The 19,419-nt window shown below is 44.4% G+C and carries 22 protein-coding genes; 20 read left to right on the top strand and 2 right to left on the bottom strand.

Annotation, left to right across the window (positions count from 1 at the left end; genetic code table 11):
- Positions 1-14: 14 nt before the first annotated feature.
- The 20 genes from BUB28_RS11315 (at position 15) to BUB28_RS11220 (ending at position 16,885) form a co-directional block, all read left to right on the top strand.
- Positions 15-218 (top strand): DUF6440 family protein, encoded by a 204-nt coding sequence (locus BUB28_RS11315; RefSeq protein WP_072951499.1) that lies wholly within the window; start codon positions 15-17, stop codon positions 216-218.
- 72 nt (positions 219-290) lie between these two features.
- Positions 291-1,010 carry a phosphoribosylaminoimidazolesuccinocarboxamide synthase gene (gene purC / locus BUB28_RS11310; RefSeq protein ID WP_072951497.1) on the top strand — a complete coding sequence of 240 codons (720 nt, stop codon included), beginning with the start codon at positions 291-293 and terminating at the stop codon, positions 1,008-1,010.
- A 4-nt stretch (positions 1,011-1,014) separates the two neighbouring features.
- Positions 1,015-2,439, top strand: a complete 1,425-nt coding sequence (locus tag BUB28_RS11305; protein WP_072951495.1) for an amidophosphoribosyltransferase — start codon at positions 1,015-1,017, stop codon at positions 2,437-2,439.
- Positions 2,440-2,549: 110 nt separating this feature from the next.
- Positions 2,550-3,587 (top strand): phosphoribosylformylglycinamidine cyclo-ligase, encoded by a 1,038-nt coding sequence (gene purM / locus BUB28_RS11300; RefSeq protein WP_072951494.1) that lies wholly within the window; start codon positions 2,550-2,552, stop codon positions 3,585-3,587.
- 139 nt (positions 3,588-3,726) lie between these two features.
- Positions 3,727-4,608, top strand: coding sequence for an expansin EXLX1 family cellulose-binding protein (locus BUB28_RS11295; protein ID WP_072951492.1), 882 nt, complete (start codon positions 3,727-3,729; stop codon positions 4,606-4,608).
- 81 nt (positions 4,609-4,689) lie between these two features.
- Entirely contained in the window at positions 4,690-5,313 is a 624-nt protein-coding gene (purN, locus tag BUB28_RS11290; protein WP_072951490.1) for a phosphoribosylglycinamide formyltransferase, read from the top strand.
- A gap of 4 nt (positions 5,314-5,317) precedes the next feature.
- Positions 5,318-5,884 carry a putative ABC transporter permease gene (locus BUB28_RS11285; protein ID WP_072951489.1) on the top strand — a complete coding sequence of 189 codons (567 nt, stop codon included), beginning with the start codon at positions 5,318-5,320 and terminating at the stop codon, positions 5,882-5,884.
- Positions 5,885-5,913: 29 nt separating this feature from the next.
- Positions 5,914-6,627, top strand: a complete 714-nt coding sequence (locus BUB28_RS11280) for an IMP cyclohydrolase (RefSeq protein ID WP_072951487.1) — start codon at positions 5,914-5,916, stop codon at positions 6,625-6,627.
- A 1-nt stretch (position 6,628) separates the two neighbouring features.
- Entirely contained in the window at positions 6,629-7,522 is an 894-nt protein-coding gene (locus BUB28_RS11275; protein ID WP_072951485.1) for an SMI1/KNR4 family protein, read from the top strand.
- A gap of 15 nt (positions 7,523-7,537) precedes the next feature.
- A complete protein-coding gene (locus BUB28_RS11270; RefSeq protein WP_072951484.1) occupies positions 7,538-8,008 on the top strand; it encodes a hypothetical protein in 471 nt (156 codons plus the stop codon).
- 43 nt (positions 8,009-8,051) lie between these two features.
- Positions 8,052-8,564, top strand: coding sequence for a hypothetical protein (locus BUB28_RS11265; protein WP_072951482.1), 513 nt, complete (start codon positions 8,052-8,054; stop codon positions 8,562-8,564).
- Between the two features lie 102 nt (positions 8,565-8,666).
- Positions 8,667-9,848: a phosphoribosylaminoimidazolecarboxamide formyltransferase gene (locus tag BUB28_RS11260; protein ID WP_072951481.1), complete on the top strand. Its 1,182-nt coding sequence runs from the start codon at positions 8,667-8,669 to the stop codon at positions 9,846-9,848.
- Positions 9,849-9,906: 58 nt separating this feature from the next.
- Positions 9,907-10,470 (top strand): hypothetical protein, encoded by a 564-nt coding sequence (locus BUB28_RS11255; RefSeq protein ID WP_072951479.1) that lies wholly within the window; start codon positions 9,907-9,909, stop codon positions 10,468-10,470.
- Between the two features lie 170 nt (positions 10,471-10,640).
- A complete protein-coding gene (locus BUB28_RS11250) occupies positions 10,641-11,162 on the top strand; it encodes a hypothetical protein (protein ID WP_072951477.1) in 522 nt (173 codons plus the stop codon).
- 98 nt (positions 11,163-11,260) lie between these two features.
- On the top strand, positions 11,261-11,683 hold the full coding sequence (locus BUB28_RS11245; RefSeq protein ID WP_207647107.1) for a hypothetical protein: 423 nt from the start codon (positions 11,261-11,263) through the stop codon (positions 11,681-11,683).
- A gap of 133 nt (positions 11,684-11,816) precedes the next feature.
- Positions 11,817-12,806 (top strand): hypothetical protein, encoded by a 990-nt coding sequence (locus BUB28_RS11240; RefSeq protein WP_072951473.1) that lies wholly within the window; start codon positions 11,817-11,819, stop codon positions 12,804-12,806.
- Positions 12,807-12,892: 86 nt separating this feature from the next.
- Positions 12,893-13,861 carry a hypothetical protein gene (locus tag BUB28_RS11235; protein WP_072951471.1) on the top strand — a complete coding sequence of 323 codons (969 nt, stop codon included), beginning with the start codon at positions 12,893-12,895 and terminating at the stop codon, positions 13,859-13,861.
- Positions 13,862-13,948: 87 nt separating this feature from the next.
- Positions 13,949-14,893, top strand: a complete 945-nt coding sequence (locus BUB28_RS11230; protein WP_072951469.1) for a hypothetical protein — start codon at positions 13,949-13,951, stop codon at positions 14,891-14,893.
- Positions 14,894-14,967: 74 nt separating this feature from the next.
- The gene (purD, locus tag BUB28_RS11225; protein WP_072951467.1) at positions 14,968-16,254 is read left to right on the top strand and encodes a phosphoribosylamine--glycine ligase; all 1,287 of its coding nucleotides are present in this window, start codon (positions 14,968-14,970) and stop codon (positions 16,252-16,254) included.
- Between the two features lie 10 nt (positions 16,255-16,264).
- Positions 16,265-16,885, top strand: a complete 621-nt coding sequence (locus tag BUB28_RS11220; protein ID WP_072951465.1) for a hypothetical protein — start codon at positions 16,265-16,267, stop codon at positions 16,883-16,885.
- Positions 16,886-17,133: 248 nt separating this feature from the next.
- On the opposite strand, the gene groL is transcribed toward BUB28_RS11220, so the two are convergent.
- Positions 17,134-18,756: a chaperonin GroEL gene (gene groL, locus BUB28_RS11215; protein ID WP_072951464.1), complete on the bottom strand. Its 1,623-nt coding sequence runs from the start codon at positions 18,754-18,756 to the stop codon at positions 17,134-17,136.
- A gap of 138 nt (positions 18,757-18,894) precedes the next feature.
- Complete coding sequence (locus tag BUB28_RS11210; RefSeq protein ID WP_072951462.1) at positions 18,895-19,167, bottom strand: co-chaperone GroES; 273 nt, start codon at positions 19,165-19,167, stop codon at positions 18,895-18,897.
- Positions 19,168-19,419: the final 252 nt, after the last annotated feature.

Below are 19,419 nucleotides of genomic sequence, written 5' to 3'. Positions count from 1 at the left end.
GGGAGATATTTATTATGTTTGGTAAGGAAAAGAAAACAAAAAGATTTATCGTCACCGAAGAACAAGCAATAGGTATGGGTGGCTTGCGCATACTTGTTGATACTCAAACAGGTGTCAATTACCTCAATACAGCAAGCGAAATTTATGCAGGACTTACTCCCCTGCTTGATGAAAACGGCAAGGTCATTGTGACCCCAGTTTCAGATACTAAAGAATAAGCCTACAATTTCCGTAATGATGCGGAATTGCATATATAATCATTTATATAATTCTCAAGGAGGAATTTTAAAATGTCAAACATCGAAAAGAAGGAACAGCTCTATGAGGGCAAGGCAAAAAAGGTTTTCGCTACAAATGATCCTGATCTCGTTATCGTAGATTACAAGGACGACGCAACCGCTTTCAACGGCGAAAAGAAGGGCACTATCTCAGGCAAGGGCGTTATCAACAACAAGATGACAAACTATATGTTCAAGATGCTCGAAAAGGAAGGCGTACCTACTCACCTTGTTGAGGAGATCAGTGACCGCGAAACTATCGTTAAGAAGGTTTCCATCGTTCCCCTTGAGGTAATCATCAGAAACGTCGCAGCAGGCAGCTTCTCAAAGAGAATGGGCGTTGAAGAAGGAAAGAAGCTCCTTTGCCCTATCCTCGAATTCAGCTACAAGAACGACGATCTCGGTGATCCATTCATCAACGATTACTATGCACTTGCTCTCGGTATCGCTACAAAGGAAGATATCGACACTATCTCAAAGTATGCTTTCAAGGTAAATGAGTTCATGGTAAAGTTCTTCAAGGGACTCAACATCGACCTCATCGACTTCAAGATCGAGTTCGGTAAGACTTCTGACGGCACTATTATCCTCGCTGACGAGATCTCACCTGATACCTGCCGTTTCTGGGATTCTACAACACATGAAAAGCTCGACAAGGACCGTTTCCGCAGAGACATGGGCGGCGTAGAGGAAGCTTATCAGGAAATCATGAAGAGACTTATGGGAGAATAATCGTATGGGCGGATTTTTTGGTGCAGCCTCTAAAAACGACTGCGTTACCGACGTATTTTTCGGAACTGACTACCATTCCCACCTCGGCACAAGACGAGGCGGTATGACATCATGGTCAGAGGAAAACGGCTTTCAGAGAAATATCCACAGTATCGAAAACTCCCCTTTCCGTACAAAATTTGAAAACGATGTTGTAAATATGAGAGGCAAGCTCTGTATCGGCTGTATCAGCGATACAGACCCTCAGCCTATCCTCGTCCGCTCAAAACTCGGACTCTATGCAGTATGTTCAGTTGGTATAATCCGCAACGCAGATGCTCTCGTTAACGAGCTTCTCGAAAAGGGCTGCGCTAACTTCGAGGCAATGAGCAGCGGCAATATCAACTCAGGCGACCTCATCGGTGCTCTTATCGCACAGAAGGACAGCTTTGTTGAGGGTATCCGCTATGCTCAGGAGAAGATAGAGGGTACTATGTCCCTTATTATCCTCACAAAGGAAAGCATCATCGCTGCAAGAGATAAATTCGGCAGACTTCCCATCATCATAGGAAAGAGAAGCGACGGCTTCTGCCTTTCGACAGAGTCCTTCGCTTTCCAGAAGCTGGGCTATACAACCTATAAGGAGCTTGTGGCAGGCGAGATAGTCGAGATCACCTCAGATGAATGTAAGACACTTGCAGAGGGCGACCCTTCAAAGATGAAGATATGCACCTTCCTGTGGACATATTACGGCTATCCGAACGCTGTTTACGAGGGCGTTAACGTTGAAGTAATGCGCACCAGAAACGGTGAGATAATGGCTGAAAACGATATCAAGAACGGCAGGCTCCCTGACGTTGACTATATCTGCGGCGTTCCCGATTCGGGTACTCCTCACGCTATCGGCTATGCAAACAGAAGCGGCATACCATTCGCAAGACCATTCATCAAGTATACCCCAACATGGCCAAGAAGCTTCATGCCTACAAACCAGAGCATGAGAAATCAGGTGGCAAAGATGAAGCTTATCCCTGTCCATGACCTTATCAACGGCAAAAAGCTCCTCTTTGTTGACGACAGTATCGTAAGAGGCACACAGATGAGAGAGACAGTTGAATTCCTCTATGAGCACGGTGCTAAGGAAGTTCATATGCGCTCTGCCTGTCCACCTATAATGTACGGCTGCAAATACCTCAACTTCTCACGCAGCACCTCCGAAATGGAGCTTATCGCCCGTCAGATAATCGACGAATTTGAAGGACCTGTGGGCGTAAAACATATTGAGGAATACAGCAATTCCTCTACTGACAGAGGCCGCAGACTCAGAGATGAGATCTGCAAGAGACTCCGCCTCACTTCCCTTGAATTCCAGACCCTTGAGGGTACTGAAAAGGCTGTAGGCGTTGATACCTGCGGACTCTGCACATATTGCTGGAACGGCAAAGAATAATTTATTGCAACCGATTGTAGGGGCTGGCGTCCTCGACAGCCCGTAAATTACATAAGCTTTGCGGGACACCGAGGACGCTGTCCCCTACATTTATTCATGGAGGTAAATTAATGAACAACAGTTTTTCCGAAAGCTACAAAAAAGCAGGCGTTGACGTTACCGCAGGCTACAAGTCAGTTGAACTGATGAAGGAGCATATCGCACGTACTATGATAAAGGGTGCGCTTTCAGGTATCGGCGGATTTGGCGGTCTTTTCGAGCTTGATATGACAGGTATAAGCAAGCCTGTACTTGTTTCGGGTACAGACGGCGTAGGCACTAAGATAAAGCTCGCTTTCATCATGGACAAGCATGATACTGTAGGTATCGACTGCGTTGCCATGTGCGTAAACGATATCATCTGCTGCGGTGCAAAGCCACAGTTCTTCCTTGATTATATTGCCTGCGGCAAGAACTTCCCCGAAAAGATAGCAACTATCGTTTCAGGTGTTGCTGAGGGCTGCGTTCAGGCAGAATGTGCTCTTATCGGCGGCGAGACAGCCGAGCACCCGGGTCTCATGCCTGAGGACGAATACGACCTTGCAGGCTTCTCAGTAGGTGTTGTTGACAAGGACAAGCTCCTCCAGCCCGATACTCAGAAGGCAGGCGATGTGCTCATCGCTATCAAGTCAAGCGGTATTCACTCAAACGGCTTCTCACTGGTAAGAAGAGTATTCGATGTAAACGAGCAGAACCTCAATATGCATTTTGATGATCTGGGTACTACTCTCGGCGAGTGTCTTCTCACTCCTACACGCATCTATGTAAAGGCTGTAATGAGCCTTCTTGACGCTGTTAAGGTAAAATCTATCTCACATATCACAGGCGGCGGCTTCTATGAGAATATCCCACGTTCTCTCCCAAAGAACCTTGCTGCAAAGATCGAAAGAAACGCCGTACAGGTACTTCCTATATTCGATCTTATCCAGAGAACAGGCGATATCCCCGAGAGAGATATGTTCAATACCTTCAACATGGGCGTAGGTATGATAGTATCAGTTGACAAAAACGATGCAGATAAGGCTATCGCAGCTATCAAGGCAGCAGGCGAGGACGCTTATGTACTCGGCGAGCTTGTTGAGTCAGAGGAAGGCGTTATCATCTGCTGATACAGCATTTATTAAAGCATACTTCATAACATTAACCGCAAAAATATCCGAATTCATAATTACTTGACTGATTGAAAAAAAGCTCAGACAATGACAAATGGGATATGGGATTTGGAAATTTTATAAGGTCGTGATGTTTATGAAAAAACGAATTATATTGGCTGCATTGCTGCTTGGTGCGGCAATGACAGCTTCTCCTATAAATGGCGGAGCGGCTTCTCAGATCGATATGGACTACAATTCCGATGGTGTTGTTGACTGCTTCGATATGATAACCGCAAGAAAAAATACCGAGATATCAAGAGCTGAGATAAACGCTCTTCAGAAGTTCCTGCTTGGTGTCAACGGCAAGACTCCCACTGAATTCGAGGTGCAGACCAACCCTATCGACGAGGACTGTATCCTTGAACCAAAGGGCACTGTACATACAGGTGAGGGAACCTTCTACGGCGGCGGATACACAGGCGGTCATGCTATGCTCGACCCTGTTTCCCACGATTACTGGATAGTTGCCATGAACCATTCGGATTACAACGAGGCTCAGCTTGCAGGCGCATACCTTGAAGTAACAGGCGAGCTTGGCACTATAAAGATGCTGGTAACAGATGAGCTCCCTGAGGGTAAAAAGGGCGATCTTGACCTCTATACGGACGCTTTCCCCCTCATCGCTCCCGTTGAGAAGGGCAGAGTTCCCGTTAGCTGGAAGATAATCCCCCTTGATACCGCAGCAACAGCTCCTATCTCATTCAAATACAAAGAGGGCAGCACGGAATTCTGGTGCGGAGTTCAGGTGCGCAATCACCGCTACCCCATAACAAAGCTGGAATACCTTGACGCAGACGGCAATTTCGTGGAGATCCCCCGCCGTCCGTACAATTATTTCGAGTCAAGAGATATGGGAAAAGGTCCGTTCACCTTCCGCATAACCGATATATACGGTCAGGTGGTAATTGACAAGGATATCCCCCTGTCCTATGACGATACCGAAATAATACAGGGACACGTTCAGTTCCCCGAGTAATTCGGACAACCTGCCCCCGGCATTATAAATTTTACTATTGCATAAAATAATATCATTAAAAGCCTCAAAGGAGGAAAAAACATGAAAAATATAGTCGTTCTCGTTTCAGGCGGCGGCACAAATTTACAGGCACTTATTGATGCCGAAAAATCAGGCATCATCAAGGGCGGAAAAATAACCTGCGTGATAGCCTCTAAGGAGGGCGTATACGCTCTTGAAAGGGCGGCGCAGAACGGCATAAAAAGCCGCGTTATACCACGAAAGGAGTACGCTGATATAGCGTCCTACACCAAGGCAGTTACAGATGCTCTCATCGAGGAAAAGGCAGACCTTGTGGTATATGCGGGATTCATGACCATACTCGACGAGCAGGTAGTAAAGGCGTTCCCATACAAGATGATGAACGTCCACCCTGCACTGATACCAAGCTTCTGCGGAAAGGGCTTCTACGGACTTCACGTCCATGAGGCTGCTCTTGCGGCAGGAGTGAAGCTTTCAGGCGCAACAGTACATTTCGTAACCGAGGAGTGTGACGGCGGACCGATAATAATACAGAAGGCTGTCCCCGTAGAAAACGGTGATACTCCCGAGTCACTCCAAAAGCGCATAATGGAACAGGCTGAGTGGAAGATACTCCCCGAGGCTGTATCTCTCTTCTGTCAGGACAGGATAGAGGTAACAGACGGAAAGGCTTACGTAAAATAAAACTATGAATAAGATAAAGGAATTATTGGAAAAACAAACTATCCAGAAGCTTTTTCTGTGCTTCTGGATGTATGCTGTACTCGGCTGGCTTTACGAGGTGTTCCTCGAAGTAGTCGTATACAAATGGGGTTTCACAAATCTTGGAATAATGTTCGGACCGTACTGCCCGATATACGCCGTAGGAGCACTTCTGTTCCTGCTGTTCTTCAGTAAATTCATGAAGAAGGAAGGCGGCATCGGCTTGCAGATAGCCCGTCCGTTCATAATATTCTTCGGCTGTATGACAGTTGCCACTACAGTTGAACTTTTAGGTACATATGTCCTTGAATTCTTCACAGGCTCATGGCCGTGGCAGACCTATGCGGACTATAAGATCAATTTTCAGGCAAGAATAGCTCTCTCCCCTGCCCTTAGATTCGGAATGGGCGGACTGCTTTTCATGTACTTTGTACAGCCATTCTATGATTGGTTTCTCGCAAAACCAAAGAAAAAGACGCTTAACATCATCACGCTTGTCGTGCTGGTGGGAGTTGTCACAGACTTCATACTCACACTTATATTAAGATACTGATAAACCATTATCCGAAAGGAGCAATTATTATGAAAAAGCTTGATTTAGCACAGGAACTCAGTTCAAACGCATACCCCGGAAGAGGTATCGTAATCGGCAGATCTGACTGCGGAAAGTACGCTGTTACAGCATACTTCATCATGGGCAGAAGCGAAAACAGCCGCAACCGCGTTTTCATCGAGGACGGCAAGGGTATCCGCACAGAGGCTTTCGATCCTTCAAAGCTCACCGATCCCCACCTCATCATCTACGCTCCTGTAAGAGTTCTCGGCAATAAGCTCATCGTTACAAACGGCGATCAGACTGATACTATCTATGAGCTCATGGACAAGCAGTACACCTTCGAGCAGTCTCTCCGCACACGCGAATTCGAGGACGACGCTCCTAACTATACACCTCGTATCTCAGGTATACTCCGTTTCGGTGAGGAAGGCTTCAACTACGCAATGTCCATACTCAAGAGCGCAAACGGCAATCCTGAGTCATGTCAGAGATACACATTCAGCTACACAAATCCTATCGCTGGCGAGGGACACTTCATTCACACATACATGGGCGACGGCAATCCGCTCCCAAGCTTTGAGGGCGAACCTAAGCTCGTAGGCATCAGCGGCAATATAGATGAGTTCACAGATATGCTCTGGAACAACCTCAACGCCGACAACAAGGTATCACTTTTCGTTCGCTACGTAAATCTCGAAAACAATACCGAGGAGACTCGCATAGTAAACAAGAACAAGTGATATGAGTGCCGTTACAGAGGTTTTCTCGCGTATCATCGAGCTTTCAAAGCAGCTTCACGAAAAAGCCGACTGGTGGTTCTATGAGATCAATGAACCTGTATCGCGTGTCGAGATAAGCAAGCACGAATATGAAAATGATATCGTTCTACCCGAAGCCTTCCGCGAATGTCTTACCGTAAGCAACGGCTTTATGGTCGATCATTGCAGCACTGTAGGCTATCTCGAGCTGGACAAGCTTACGTGTGCAAGACACGTAACATCAAAGCGTCAGTGCATAGGCTGGATAAGAGGCTGCTGCCTTTACTACGATCATCAGAACGGCGATTTCTTCATTGAGCGTGAAAGATATAAGTACGACCTGATAAACGATTTCTGTCAGGAAGTGCTCATTCCCGCAGAAGAATACCTTAAAAAGCAGCTTTCAGCTTCCGAAAGGAAGTATGAGCTCCTTGAAAAGCAGAAGGACAATCCTTACCGCGAGTATTACGACATAGTGGTAAGCTTTATGAATAAAGGCAACGAAGCCAACATTGATCCTCCCGTTTCCGAGGAAGAAATAGCCGAATGGGAAAAAACGAACAATATCTTACTGCCCGAAAGCTACAAGAACTGGCTGCTGCTTGCAAACGGTATGTTCTTCGACGGCTGGGATCTTTACAGCCTCGATGAAGTTGCAGAAAAAGCCGACACATGGTACGAAGAATACGAAGGCGAGAAATATGTTTTCCTTGCATCGCTCACAGGCTGCTGTGACTTCCTTATCGGAAGCGTAACAACAGGTAAAGCTCTGGAGCTTTCTGAGGAATATGAGATCTCGGACGGAGAAGATTCTCTTGAATATAACCTTGACTTCAAGATCGATTCCTACAGGGAACGCTTTGATATCAGCGATTGACTTTTATTTAAAACCATGAAAATATCCTTTGATCTTGATGAAACTCTTTTCGTTAATCCTGCGGAGGTCCCCACAGAGCCCGAGCTGAAATTCCCGTATAACAAGATATACAAGGACAAGCTCAGAAAGGGTGCTGTGGAGCTTCTTACGGAGATAAACAATTCCGATACCGAGCTTTGGATATATACCACCTCCAACAGGACAGACAGATATATCCGCGGTATTTTCAAGCACTACGGCATAAGGATTGACAGTATTGTAAACGCCAAGCGTCACGAGGCAGAGGTGGCACGTGGACGAGCAAATTTTCCGTCAAAATATCCCTCTGTGTACCGCATTGACCTCCATGTGGACGATGAAAGATCGGTATACGAAAACGGTATCGCATACGGTTTCAGAGTTTATCATATCACCAATGATGATACGGACTGGTCTGACAATATCCGCAAGGAACTCCGGCGTATAAGAAGAAATCAGAATAAATGACAGAGCCGCATATATTGGCTTATAACAGGGGAAAAGTGATAAAATGGACATAATCAAAATAGACTGTCCTCACTGCGGTGCAGCAGTTGAGCGCAAAAAGGACGAATACTTCGGAGTCTGCCCATACTGCGGCAGCGAAGTATGCTTCGATGATGCAAAGGCAGAAGCAGAAGTAATTGGACTGCGTGACAAGGTCAGCGACCTTGACCAGCGTATCAATGACGATAAGCAGTACAAGCAGAAGCTTGCTGTCTGGGAGAAAAAGCGCAACAGAATGTATATAATCACCGGCATAATGACCTTTATCGGATTTTTATGCGCAGCATTCAGCGATAGCGAAGAAGGCGCCCTCATTGCCTGTGGAGTTATGCTCATACTGGCATCTTTAGCCGCTCTCCTCATTGTTTCTATCCTGAGGTGCGGAGACTGCCCGAAGCCTATTGATGAAAATACACCTAAAAAAGGAAACTTTCTGAAAGTATTCGGTATCGGTATGGTTATCCAATGCGGAGCAGCTTTCCTTTCAGCTATTATATGCGCTATTTTTGAATCATGATATGTCAATTTATCTGAAATGGCACTAATAAGCCCATGAGCGGCTGAATAATTATACATAAAGCATTATTAATTATGAATTAATATAAGGAGGACATTAACCATGTCAAATGAAATGCAGTTAAAATACGGCTGTAACCCAAATCAGAAGCCTTCAAGAGTCTATATGGCAGACGGCAGCGAGCTCCCTATCGAGGTACTCTGCGGAAAGCCCGGCTATATAAACCTTCTTGACGCTTTCAACGGCTGGCAGCTCGTTAAAGAACTCAAAGCAGCTACAGGTATGTGCGCAGCAACTTCCTTCAAGCACGTATCTCCCGCAGGCGCTGCTATCGGCAGACCTCTCTCAGACGATCTTAAGAAGATCTACTGGGTAGACGATCTCGGCGAGCTTACTCCTCTTGCAAGTGCTTACGCAAGAGCAAGAGGTGCTGACAGAATGTCCTCTTACGGCGATTTCATTGCTCTTTCAGACAAGGTAGACGTTTGCACAGCAAAGATGATACAGCGTGAGGTATCGGACGGCGTTATTGCTCCTGATTACGAGCCTGAGGCACTTGAGATACTCAAGTCCAAGAGAAAAGGTACATACTGCATACTCAAAATGAACGAGAACTACAAGCCTGCTCCTATCGAAACAAAGCAGGTATACGGCGTATCCTTCGAGCAGGGACGCAACGAGCTGGACATCAACCGCGAGCTCCTCGCTAATGTAGTTACAGATAACAAGGATATCCCAGACGACAAGAAGGACGACCTCCTTATCTCACTTATCACTCTTAAATATACACAGTCAAATTCAGTCTGCTACGTAAAGGACGGACAGGCTATCGGTATCGGCGCAGGACAGCAGTCACGTATCCACTGCACAAGACTTGCAGGTCAGAAGGCTGACAACTGGTGGCTGAGACAGTCCCCACAGGTAATGGGACTCCAGTTCGTTGATGATATCCGCCGTGCAGACCGCGACAATGCTATCGATGTATATATCGGCGATGAGTACGAGGACGTTCTCCGTGAGGGCGAGTGGCAGCGTATCTTCAAGGTAAAGCCTGCCGTATTCACAAGAGAAGAAAAGAAAGCATGGCTTGCTAAGAATACAGGCGTATGCCTCGGTTCGGACGCTTTCTTCCCATTCGGTGACAACATCGAACGCGCTAAGAAGTCAGGCGTTGAGTACATCGCAGAGCCAGGCGGTTCTATCCGTGATGACAACGTTATCGAGACCTGCAACAAGTACAATATCGCAATGGCATTCACAGGAATACGTCTTTTCCACCACTGATAAACAATGGGCTGCGGTCAGTAAATGACCGCAGCCTTGTGTTATGGAGATAATACATATGAAAAAACTTGATTTAGCAGCATCTTTGACTGCTGCATTAATGGCGGTATCACTTTTCAGCTGCAATGACAAAAAGCCTGCCGCCGAAAAAGAAAAATCAAAGCCTGCTCCTGCTGCTGTCTCGGAAGAAAGTGTTGAATACCAAAACGGCAATTATATCAGCGACTCCTTCAAAATGTATGCTGACCCGAATATATGGCAGTATGACAGCTCCGCATCTGTTACGACAGGCGGATCTATGCCCTGTTTCCTGAAAATGATAACCGACAGGGATTTCACCACCTGCGGTCTGAATGTATATGTTTCCGAAAACAAGGACGGCAAGTCCGCGCAGGAAGCCATAGATGCCGAAAACAGCAAGGATATAGTTTTTACAGGCACGACCGCTACCGCAAAATACACCTTCTACTATTGTGAATGGGCAGCAAATGATAATCTGCATTGCAGGTCATACCTTGCCGATCTTGGCGAAAAATATCTCTGCGTCTATGCAGAAAGCTCGAATTTCGGCTATGTTGAAGGAAAGATCGCGGAAGTCCTTTCAAGCATAAAAACAAAATAAGTGCCGACTTTCAACGCTCGGTCACGATTTCCCGACCCAAACTAATATATTCGTATTTTTTCGCCGCGTCTATTGCTTTTTACTCGATAATATGATATAATTTTTTGTGTGTATATTTACACCAAAACTATACGCAGTTATACAGTTAAATAAAAATGAGGGGGATATATATGAGCAGCAATTATAACTCTATCTCACTAAAAAAACTCTACATAACCGCAGCCGCCTTCACCGGCTTCTACATCGTCATATCAATAGCCGCTTACCTGACCTCGGGACCTGTTTTCAATGCTCTGCTGAGCAGTTCTATAACGGACAATCACCCCGATATCGGAATGTCAGGCAAATGCAAGGCTCTGCTATGTGCAGTACAGATAGTATGGCTGCCGTTTCTGATTTATATATTCAGCTGTGTCGGCTGGGCATTCTCCGCAAAAAGGTGCAAACGAACGCTTAAAGCCGCACCTGCACTGTGGCTGCTGGGATTTATTGCCGAGCATACATCAGCACTGTTCATATCACACACCTCTATGGCGGAAAGCCATATCTCGGAACGCTGGCTCATTCAGCGCACCGAATATGTGACCTTCTTCTTCAGTATACTCCTTGTGGGAGCACTGGTGCTTGTCTGCACCGCCGCTGCCCTCGGTATAGATGAGGATCGTCACGTTAAGCATTTAAAATACAAGTAAGGAGCAAAAAAATGCAAAAACCCAATACACTAAAAGTCACATTACTAACTTCAGCCCTATTTTGTATAATCAAACTTGCACTTGATATATTTTTCATAATGTATAATCATTTGTCATTATATACCGCACTTTTCGGAGAGCCGCTCAAAAGCGAGCCTCTGCCTACGAATATAAAGTTCGGGCTTATGCTCGAAGCAGTCATAGTTTCCGCACCTATATGCATACTTGCCTCAATAAACTGCGCATACAAGGACCTGAAGCGCAAAAGAGGCATAATCACATTGATAATCGCAATACTTATGTTCCTGCTGGACTATGTAGGCGCATTTCTGGTAAACAGTCTCCTCTGCAATAATATCAGGGAAAAATACGGTGAAAATATAATAACAATAGTTAAGCAGGTAAACTCACTGCGCGACTTTTCGGGATTTCTTGTCTGTGCCGCTTTCGTTATGGTATGCTGCTGTGCTTCTATAGAGATATACGGCGGCAGTCTTAAAGAAAAAGGGGCACAAGGCTGAAAAATTGCAAGTTTTTCCGAAAATTCGGTAATTTCAAGCTACAACAGTTAATAAACGAATGAGCAGAAGGGGTTCTGTGCCGTTCGTTTTAATAAAATGATATAAGGGAAACTAAAAAAGGGGTAATTCAACTATGAGAAAAATCATTATCATTCTGACATCTGTCATCATCGTTCTGGGCGCAGTATTGTGCGGAGTATACTTCTACAATACTACCCCGTCTACTGACTATGACAATAAAAACTTCAGCTTTAAAGTGCCCAAAGGCTTCAGGTGCACCAGCACCGGTAATCCGGACGAACCAAACCCTATTATGTACTTCGAGTGCCTTGGTGAGGATATAACAATTTTCAACATTGAAATGACCTTAACGCCCGAAGCATTTTCACATAAGATGTTTTCAAGTGAAGAAAGATCCGCAAAGGTCGAAAAGCTTGAAGGCTACCCGTATGATTGCTATTTCTACTCATCAGAGGAAACTTATAAAGATGAAAATGGAAAAGATAAACATGGAATAGAAATGTCATGCATTATCGGAACAGATACACATTTTATGGTAATAGATTGCTTTTGCAGTCCGTTAAAGGCAAAGATAATAAAGCCTGCGATCAAAAAATTTGCAAATACTGTAAAATACATCTCAGATTTCCGCCTTGCAGACAAGCCCGATGTTTTTGAATATGACTATTTAAGCATCAATACAGGTTCAAAATACCTTTGCCGTCCATCTGATAAGCTGACAGGCAAAGATTATATTTTCTCCTTAGTAGAAAGGTATGCTGAGGCTGACGATCCTGATAAATTTCCTTATCCTGTACTGAACGTATTGGTTTTTGACAACGGCAGCTCACCTGCTGACCTTGCTGATGAAGAATATAACAAGCACCTTGAAGAAAAACATATCGATGCGCTGACAAGAGATCAGAAGGATATGTTCGGCTTTAATTGCGAACACTTCCGTTATGAATCAAAACCCAGTACTTTATCAAACAGCAAACCGTTATGCCGCGATTATTACTATTTCAGCAAGGATAAATACACCTATGCTATCAGTGTAATATACCACAAAGATTCGGACGAAGCCGATATAAAGGAAATGCTTGACGGCATTACAATAAAATAAGCTTACAGCGAATGAGCAGAAGGGGTTCTGTGCCGTTCGTTTTAATAAAATGATATAAGGGAAACTAAAAAGGGGGGATTTCAACTATGAAAAAATTCATTATCATTCTGACATCTGTCATCATCGTTCTGGGCGCAGCTTTGTTCGGAGTATATTTCTACAACACTAACCCGTCTGAAAAGTATGAACTGGAAAGCTTTAGCTTTAAAGTGCCTAACGGCTTCAAGCGCACCGATTATAAAGAAGACTATATGTATACCTTCCAGTGCTTCGACGAAGATATAAACATCGAAAGTGTAAACCTAAACTGCACACCCGAATTGCTGAACGAGTTTATTTCGGACACTTCCGAAGAAAAAAGCGTTAAGCTTGAAAAGCTCAAGGGATATCTTTATGAAGGCTATTGCTTCACATCAGAGAAAACTGATTCCGGTGAAAAGGAAGTAACTTTCAGATACGCTCTCGGAACAGATACACACTTTTTGTTTCTTGATTGCTCATGCAGTCCTTTAAAGGCAAAGATAATTAAGCCTGCAATTGAAAAAATCGCCAAAACTGCAAAATATACATCTGATTTCCGCCTTGCCGACAAGCCTGATGTGTATGACTATGACTTGGTAAGCGTCAATACAGGCTCAAAATACGAATGTAAAGAAATGACAAGCGTAGTAAAAAGTGACGGCATATTCTGTATATTGGAAAGATATGTCGAGGCTGACACTTCAGAGAAAATGCTGTTTCCATATCTGACAATAAATATTTTCGATGACGGCAGTTCACCTGCTGAACGTGCAGATGAAGGATATAACAAGAAACTTGAAAATGAAGATAAATACACTGCACTTACCAGAGATCAGAAGGATATGTTCGGCTTTAAATGCGAACACTTCCGTTATGAATCAAAGTCTGATAATATACCAGACAGCAAACCGGTATGCCGCGATTATTACTATTTCAGCAAGGATAAATACACCTATGCTATCAATGTAATTTACCACAAAGACTCGGACGAAGCTGACTTAAAGGAAATGTTTGACGGCATCAAAATAAAATAAGCTTTTAGCGAATGAGCAGAAGGGGTTCTGTGCCGTTCGTTATAATATAATGATATAAGGGAAAAATCAAAAAGGGGTAATTTAACTATGAAAAAATTTTTAATAATAATCTCATCTATCATCGTGCTTGCAACAGCAGGCTCTATAGCATATACATACTATATGACTCACCCTTCTGTAGAGTACAAAACTGAAAATTTCAGCTTTAAAGTACCAAAAGGCTTTAAGCTTTTGAATGATGACGGAGTCGGACTATACGATATGATGTTCAGCGGTCCTTTGCACAGTCATATCTATTTCGATGACTGTACCTATAACTGTACAGTAAAAGCATACGCAGAAGGTTCCGAATCCAAAGCAAAGGCTTTTGATATCGGTTCTGACCTTGAATGTTATGCAGATCATTCCACAAATATTCAGTCAGAGCCGCTGATACAATATGTTGCAGGAACTGATACCCGCTTTTTAGATGTAAAGACCAGTTGTTCTTCCATAAAGGCTTTTCTTTCAGAAAAGGCTATAAAGAATATCATGAAGACGGTAAAGTACACTTCGGATTTCAGAATTGCTGATCTTCCCGAAGAATATGACTATCCCTACTTCAACATAAAGACAGGTCATAAATATTTCGCCGCAGATACTGAGAGAAACAACGATTCTCTGCTTGATATCCTGATAAGATATACCGAGGGAGATGATTATTACAACACTTCCTATCCCGCAGTATTTTTGTATGTGACTGAGGCAGGTAAAACAGATCCTCCGTCCGAAAATTTTGACAAACGATATGAAAAATATAAAAGCGGAAATGAATATTTTTTTGATCCTGTACGCGATCAAAAAGAGCTTTTCGGAATTAAATGTGAGTATCTCTGCTTCAAACAAAAATCTGTTGAAGATGAATCCATAATAAAGTATGAGTTATATGGCTTTGCCAAAGACGATAAATATTACCTTATCACCGCAGAAGGCATCATGGATAAGGATGAAACAGCCATAAGCGAAATGCTTGACAGCATCACAATTAAATAAGCTGTCAGCAAATTGTATGACAGCATAACCATTAAGAATAAATAACTTTTTTATATACAGGAGGAAAAATCCCAATGAAGAACGTATTAGTAGTAGGCGGAGGCGGCCGTGAACACGCTATCATAATGAAGCTGGCTGAGAGCCCCAAGGTAGGCAAGCTCTATTGCACCCCTGGCAACGGCGGTATCTCCAAATATGCCGAGTGCTTCAACGTAGGCGCAACAGACGTTGACGGCGTAGTAGCCCTTGCAAAACAGCTCAAGCCCGATATGGTAGTAGTAGCTCCCGATGACCCGCTTGTACTCGGTATGGTAGACGCATTACAGGCAGAGGGCTTCATGACATTCGGTCCAAAGGCTAATGCAGCTATTATAGAGGGCTCTAAGGTATTCTCAAAGGAGCTTATGAAGAAATACAATATCCCTACAGCCTTCTATGAGGTATTCACTGAGTCCGACAAGGCTATCGCCTATCTCAAGGAGCAGAACAGCTATCCTGCTGTTATCAAGGCTGACGGTCTTGCACTGGGCAAGGGCGTTATCATTGCTCAGAATGAGGAAGAAGCTGTTGCAGCTGTACATGAGATGATAGACGAGCTCAAATTCGGCAAGAGCTCTGCACGTATAGTTATCGAGGAATTCCTCACAGGTCCCGAAGTATCTGTCCTCAGCTTCACTGACGGCAAGACCTTGGTACCTATGATATCCTCTATGGACCACAAACGCGCTCTTGACGGCGACAAGGGGCTCAACACAGGCGGTATGGGAACTGTTTCACCTAACCCATGCTATACCGAGGCTATAGCTAAGGAATGTATGGAAAAGATATTCATTCCTACCATGAACGCTATGAACGCCGAGGGACGCACCTTTGAGGGCTGTCTCTATTTCGGACTTATGATAACTCCAAAGGGACCAAAGGTAATTGAGTACAACTGCCGCTTCGGTGATCCCGAAACACAGGTAGTACTCCCAATGCTGGACGCTGACCTCTACGAGATATTCGAGGCTATATACAACCACGAGCTGGACAAGGTCGACATCAAGTGGCATAACGGAAGCTGTGCCTGCGTAGTAATGGCAAGCGGAGGCTATCCCGAAAGCTATCCAAAGGGCATCGTTATGAACGGCTTTGACGACAAGGGACAGGTCGAGGGCTGCTTCGTTTACCATGCAGGAACAAAACTCAGCGAAAACGGCGAATTTCTCACAAACGGCGGTCGTGTAATCGGCGTTACCGCAAAGGGCGATACTCTTCAGGCTGCACTTGACAAGGCTTATGAAGGAGTATCAAGGATAAGCTTTGAAGGTGCTCACTACAGAAAAGACATAGGACAGAGAGCACTTAAAGCACTCAGCTAAGGAGCAGCTTATGCACGAACGTTTAAATAACGGCTTTAAATTCTGCTTTATTGCAAACATTCTGTTTTTTGCATTTGGCTTGATATGCTTATACTACTATAATACTTATATCTCGACCTCGCTGATTTCAAAAACTATCGAGATCATAGCGTATACCGTGGAAATAGGCGGTTTCTGCCTGTTTCTCTGGGGAGACTGGCTAATATCAACGGCTATGCGTTTCAGAAACATGATGAAGATATGCATTACTGTATATATCATTATAGAAGCAACAATGATGGTACTGGAGCTGAATTCCTACCAGCTTGAATTCTACCAGCCTTATTCGCTTCTGCTCGCTATGGTACATTCAGCTTTCTCGGGACTCACCTGCCTAACATTTTTACAGCTTGACCCTGATAAAAAGAAGCTTGAAGTGTTTACTATAATCAGTATTGCTATCATGTTCTGCGGAATGCTCGGAAATATCATTGGATATCGAATTTATTTCAGTATTATAGTAAATTCTATCGCGTTTGCTTTCATGTTCTTTTCTGTACGCTGGCTTATAAAGCGTGAAGATATCGAAGTGGACTGCCACGGCGATAAAGCAAGAGTTGCAGAATTTACAAGTAAGATAGTCGATGACTGAAAAACCGCCTGCATATGCAGGCGGTTTTTAGTGAGCAGAGATTAATGAGTAGTCTTCGGGACGTCGAGGACTCCCAACAGGAGCCGCGACTCTCTGTCCTTCGGACATCTCCCTGTACTACAGGGAGTCATCGTCCCATACACATTATCAAACAAAAAGGCGAACCCGAATAAACGAGTTCGCCTTTGTTTTTATAATTCCGAATTACGAATTCCGCATTCCGAATTTAATAATCCGCAAGCGGATTATTAGTACATTCCGCCTGCCGGCATTGCAGGAGCTGCGGGAGTCTCTTCCTTGATATCAGCAACAAGGCTCTCAGTTGTAAGAACCATTGAAGCAACTGAAGCAGCGTTCTGGAGTGCGCTTCTTGTAACCTTAGTAGGATCAACGATACCAGCAGGTATCATGTCTGTGTATACCTCGTTGTAAGCATCGAAGCCGTAGCCGATCTTGCGTGAACGAACGATCTTGTCGATGATAACGCTGCCCTCGAGACCTGCGTTCTCAGCGATCTGACGTACAGGAGCTTCAAGTGCCTTGAGGATTATCTTAGCACCTGTCTTCTCATCGCCGTCAAGTGTTGGGATAAGCTTGTTTACAGCAGGCATAGCATTTACGAATGCTGTACCGCCGCCTGCTACGATACCCTCTTCAACAGCTGCTTTTGTAGCTGCAAGAGCGTCCTCGATACGGAGCTTCTTTTCCTTCATTTCGATCTCTGTAGCAGCACCTACCTTGATAACTGCAACACCGCCTGCAAGCTTAGCAAGTCTCTCCTGGAGCTTCTCGCGGTCGAAATCAGATGTTGTAGTCTCGATAGCTGCACGGATCTGGTGAACTCTTGACTCGATAGCCTTCTTGTCGCCTGCACCGTCAACGATGATAGTGTTCTCCTTCTGGATAACTACCTGCTTAGCCTGACCAAGCTGGTCGATAGTTGTCTCGTTGAGTTCGAGACCGAGCTCGGAAGAAATTACCTCGCCGCCTGTGAGTACAGCGATATCCTTGAGCATTTCCTTACGTCTGTCACCAAAGCCTGGAGCCTTAACAGCTGCAACCTTGAATGTACCACGGAGGTTGTTAAGGATAATTGTTGTAAGAGCCTCGCCCTCAACGTCCTCAGCAATAATAACGAGCTTCTTGCCCATTTTTACGATCTGCTCGAGAAGTGGGAGGATCTCCTGAATAGAAGAGATCTTCTTGTCAGTGATAAGAACGAAAGCGTCATCGTAAACAGCCTCCATTTTATCTGTATCTGTTACCATATATGGTGAGATGTAACCTCTGTCGAACTGCATACCTTCAACGACTTCGCTGTATGTCTCAGCAGTCTTGCTCTCCTCGAGAGTGATAACGCCGTCAGCAGTTACCTTCTCCATAGCCTCAGCAATGAGCTTACCAACATTCTCGTCAGCAGAAGAAACTGTACCTACTCTTGCGATATCTTCGCTGCCCTGAACAGCCTTTGAGTTGTCAACGATAGCCTTTACAGCAACGTCTACAGCCTTAGCGATACCCTTCTTGAGAACCATCGGGTTAGCGCCTGCTGCGATATTCTTCATACCCTCACGAACGATTGACTGAGCGAGAAGTGTAGCAGTTGTTGTACCGTCACCTGCTGCATCGTTTGTCTTTGTAGCAACTTCCTTAACGAGCTGTGCGCCCATATTCTCGAAAGCGTCCTCGAGTTCGATATCCTTAGCGATAGTAACACCGTCGTTTGTGATGAGCGGAGCACCGAACTTCTTGTCGAGAACTACGTTTCTGCCCTTAGGACCCATTGTTATCCTTACAGTATCAGCAAGCTTGTCGATACCTGCCTGAAGAGCCTTTCTTGCGTCTTCGCCGTACTTTATATCCTTAGCCATGATAATTAACTCCTTTATATCAATAATTAAAAATTAACGAATTCGGAATTCATAATTCGAAATTCAGAATTAAATGTGTCCCTTCGGGACGATTAAAAATCTATCGCGTAAGCGATTACCATAATTCCTAATTCCGAATTACTTTACTGTTGCGAGAATGTCTTCCATCTTAACGATGATATACTCTTCACCCTCGAGCTTTACGTTTGTACCTGAATATTTAGAAATAAGGACCTTGTCGCCCTTCTTTACTTCCATTTTAACGTCATTGGTTCCCGGACCTACCTCAACGACCTCAGCTACCTCAGGCTTTTCCTTTGCTGAACCTGAAAGAATGATGCCGCTCTTTGTAGTCTCCTCAGCCTCAACCATTTTAACTACAATTCTGTCCTGTAAAGGTTTGATAGTCATAATATATACCTCCTGATAATTATATTCAAAGTGCCTCGCACATTCGCTCGCTGCTGCCGGCTTCGTGCGGATCGGCAAATAGCAAACTTCAAAAATATTGTCGTTCGCTATAATAAGCAATTCCAAGTTTAGCACTCTTTATCTCTGAGTGCTAATTATATTTTACCACCTTTTTACAATAAATCAAGCCTTTTCTTAAAGCTTTCACAATTTTTGTCACTGTACACAAATTGAACCATTCAAAGTGAATTT

This window comes from Ruminococcus flavefaciens, assembly GCF_900143025.1.
In the GTDB taxonomy this organism is placed as follows: domain Bacteria; phylum Bacillota; class Clostridia; order Oscillospirales; family Ruminococcaceae; genus Ruminococcus; species Ruminococcus flavefaciens_I.
The sequence above is the reverse complement of the archived record's forward strand: the minus strand, read 5'-3'. Positions and strand labels throughout refer to the sequence as shown.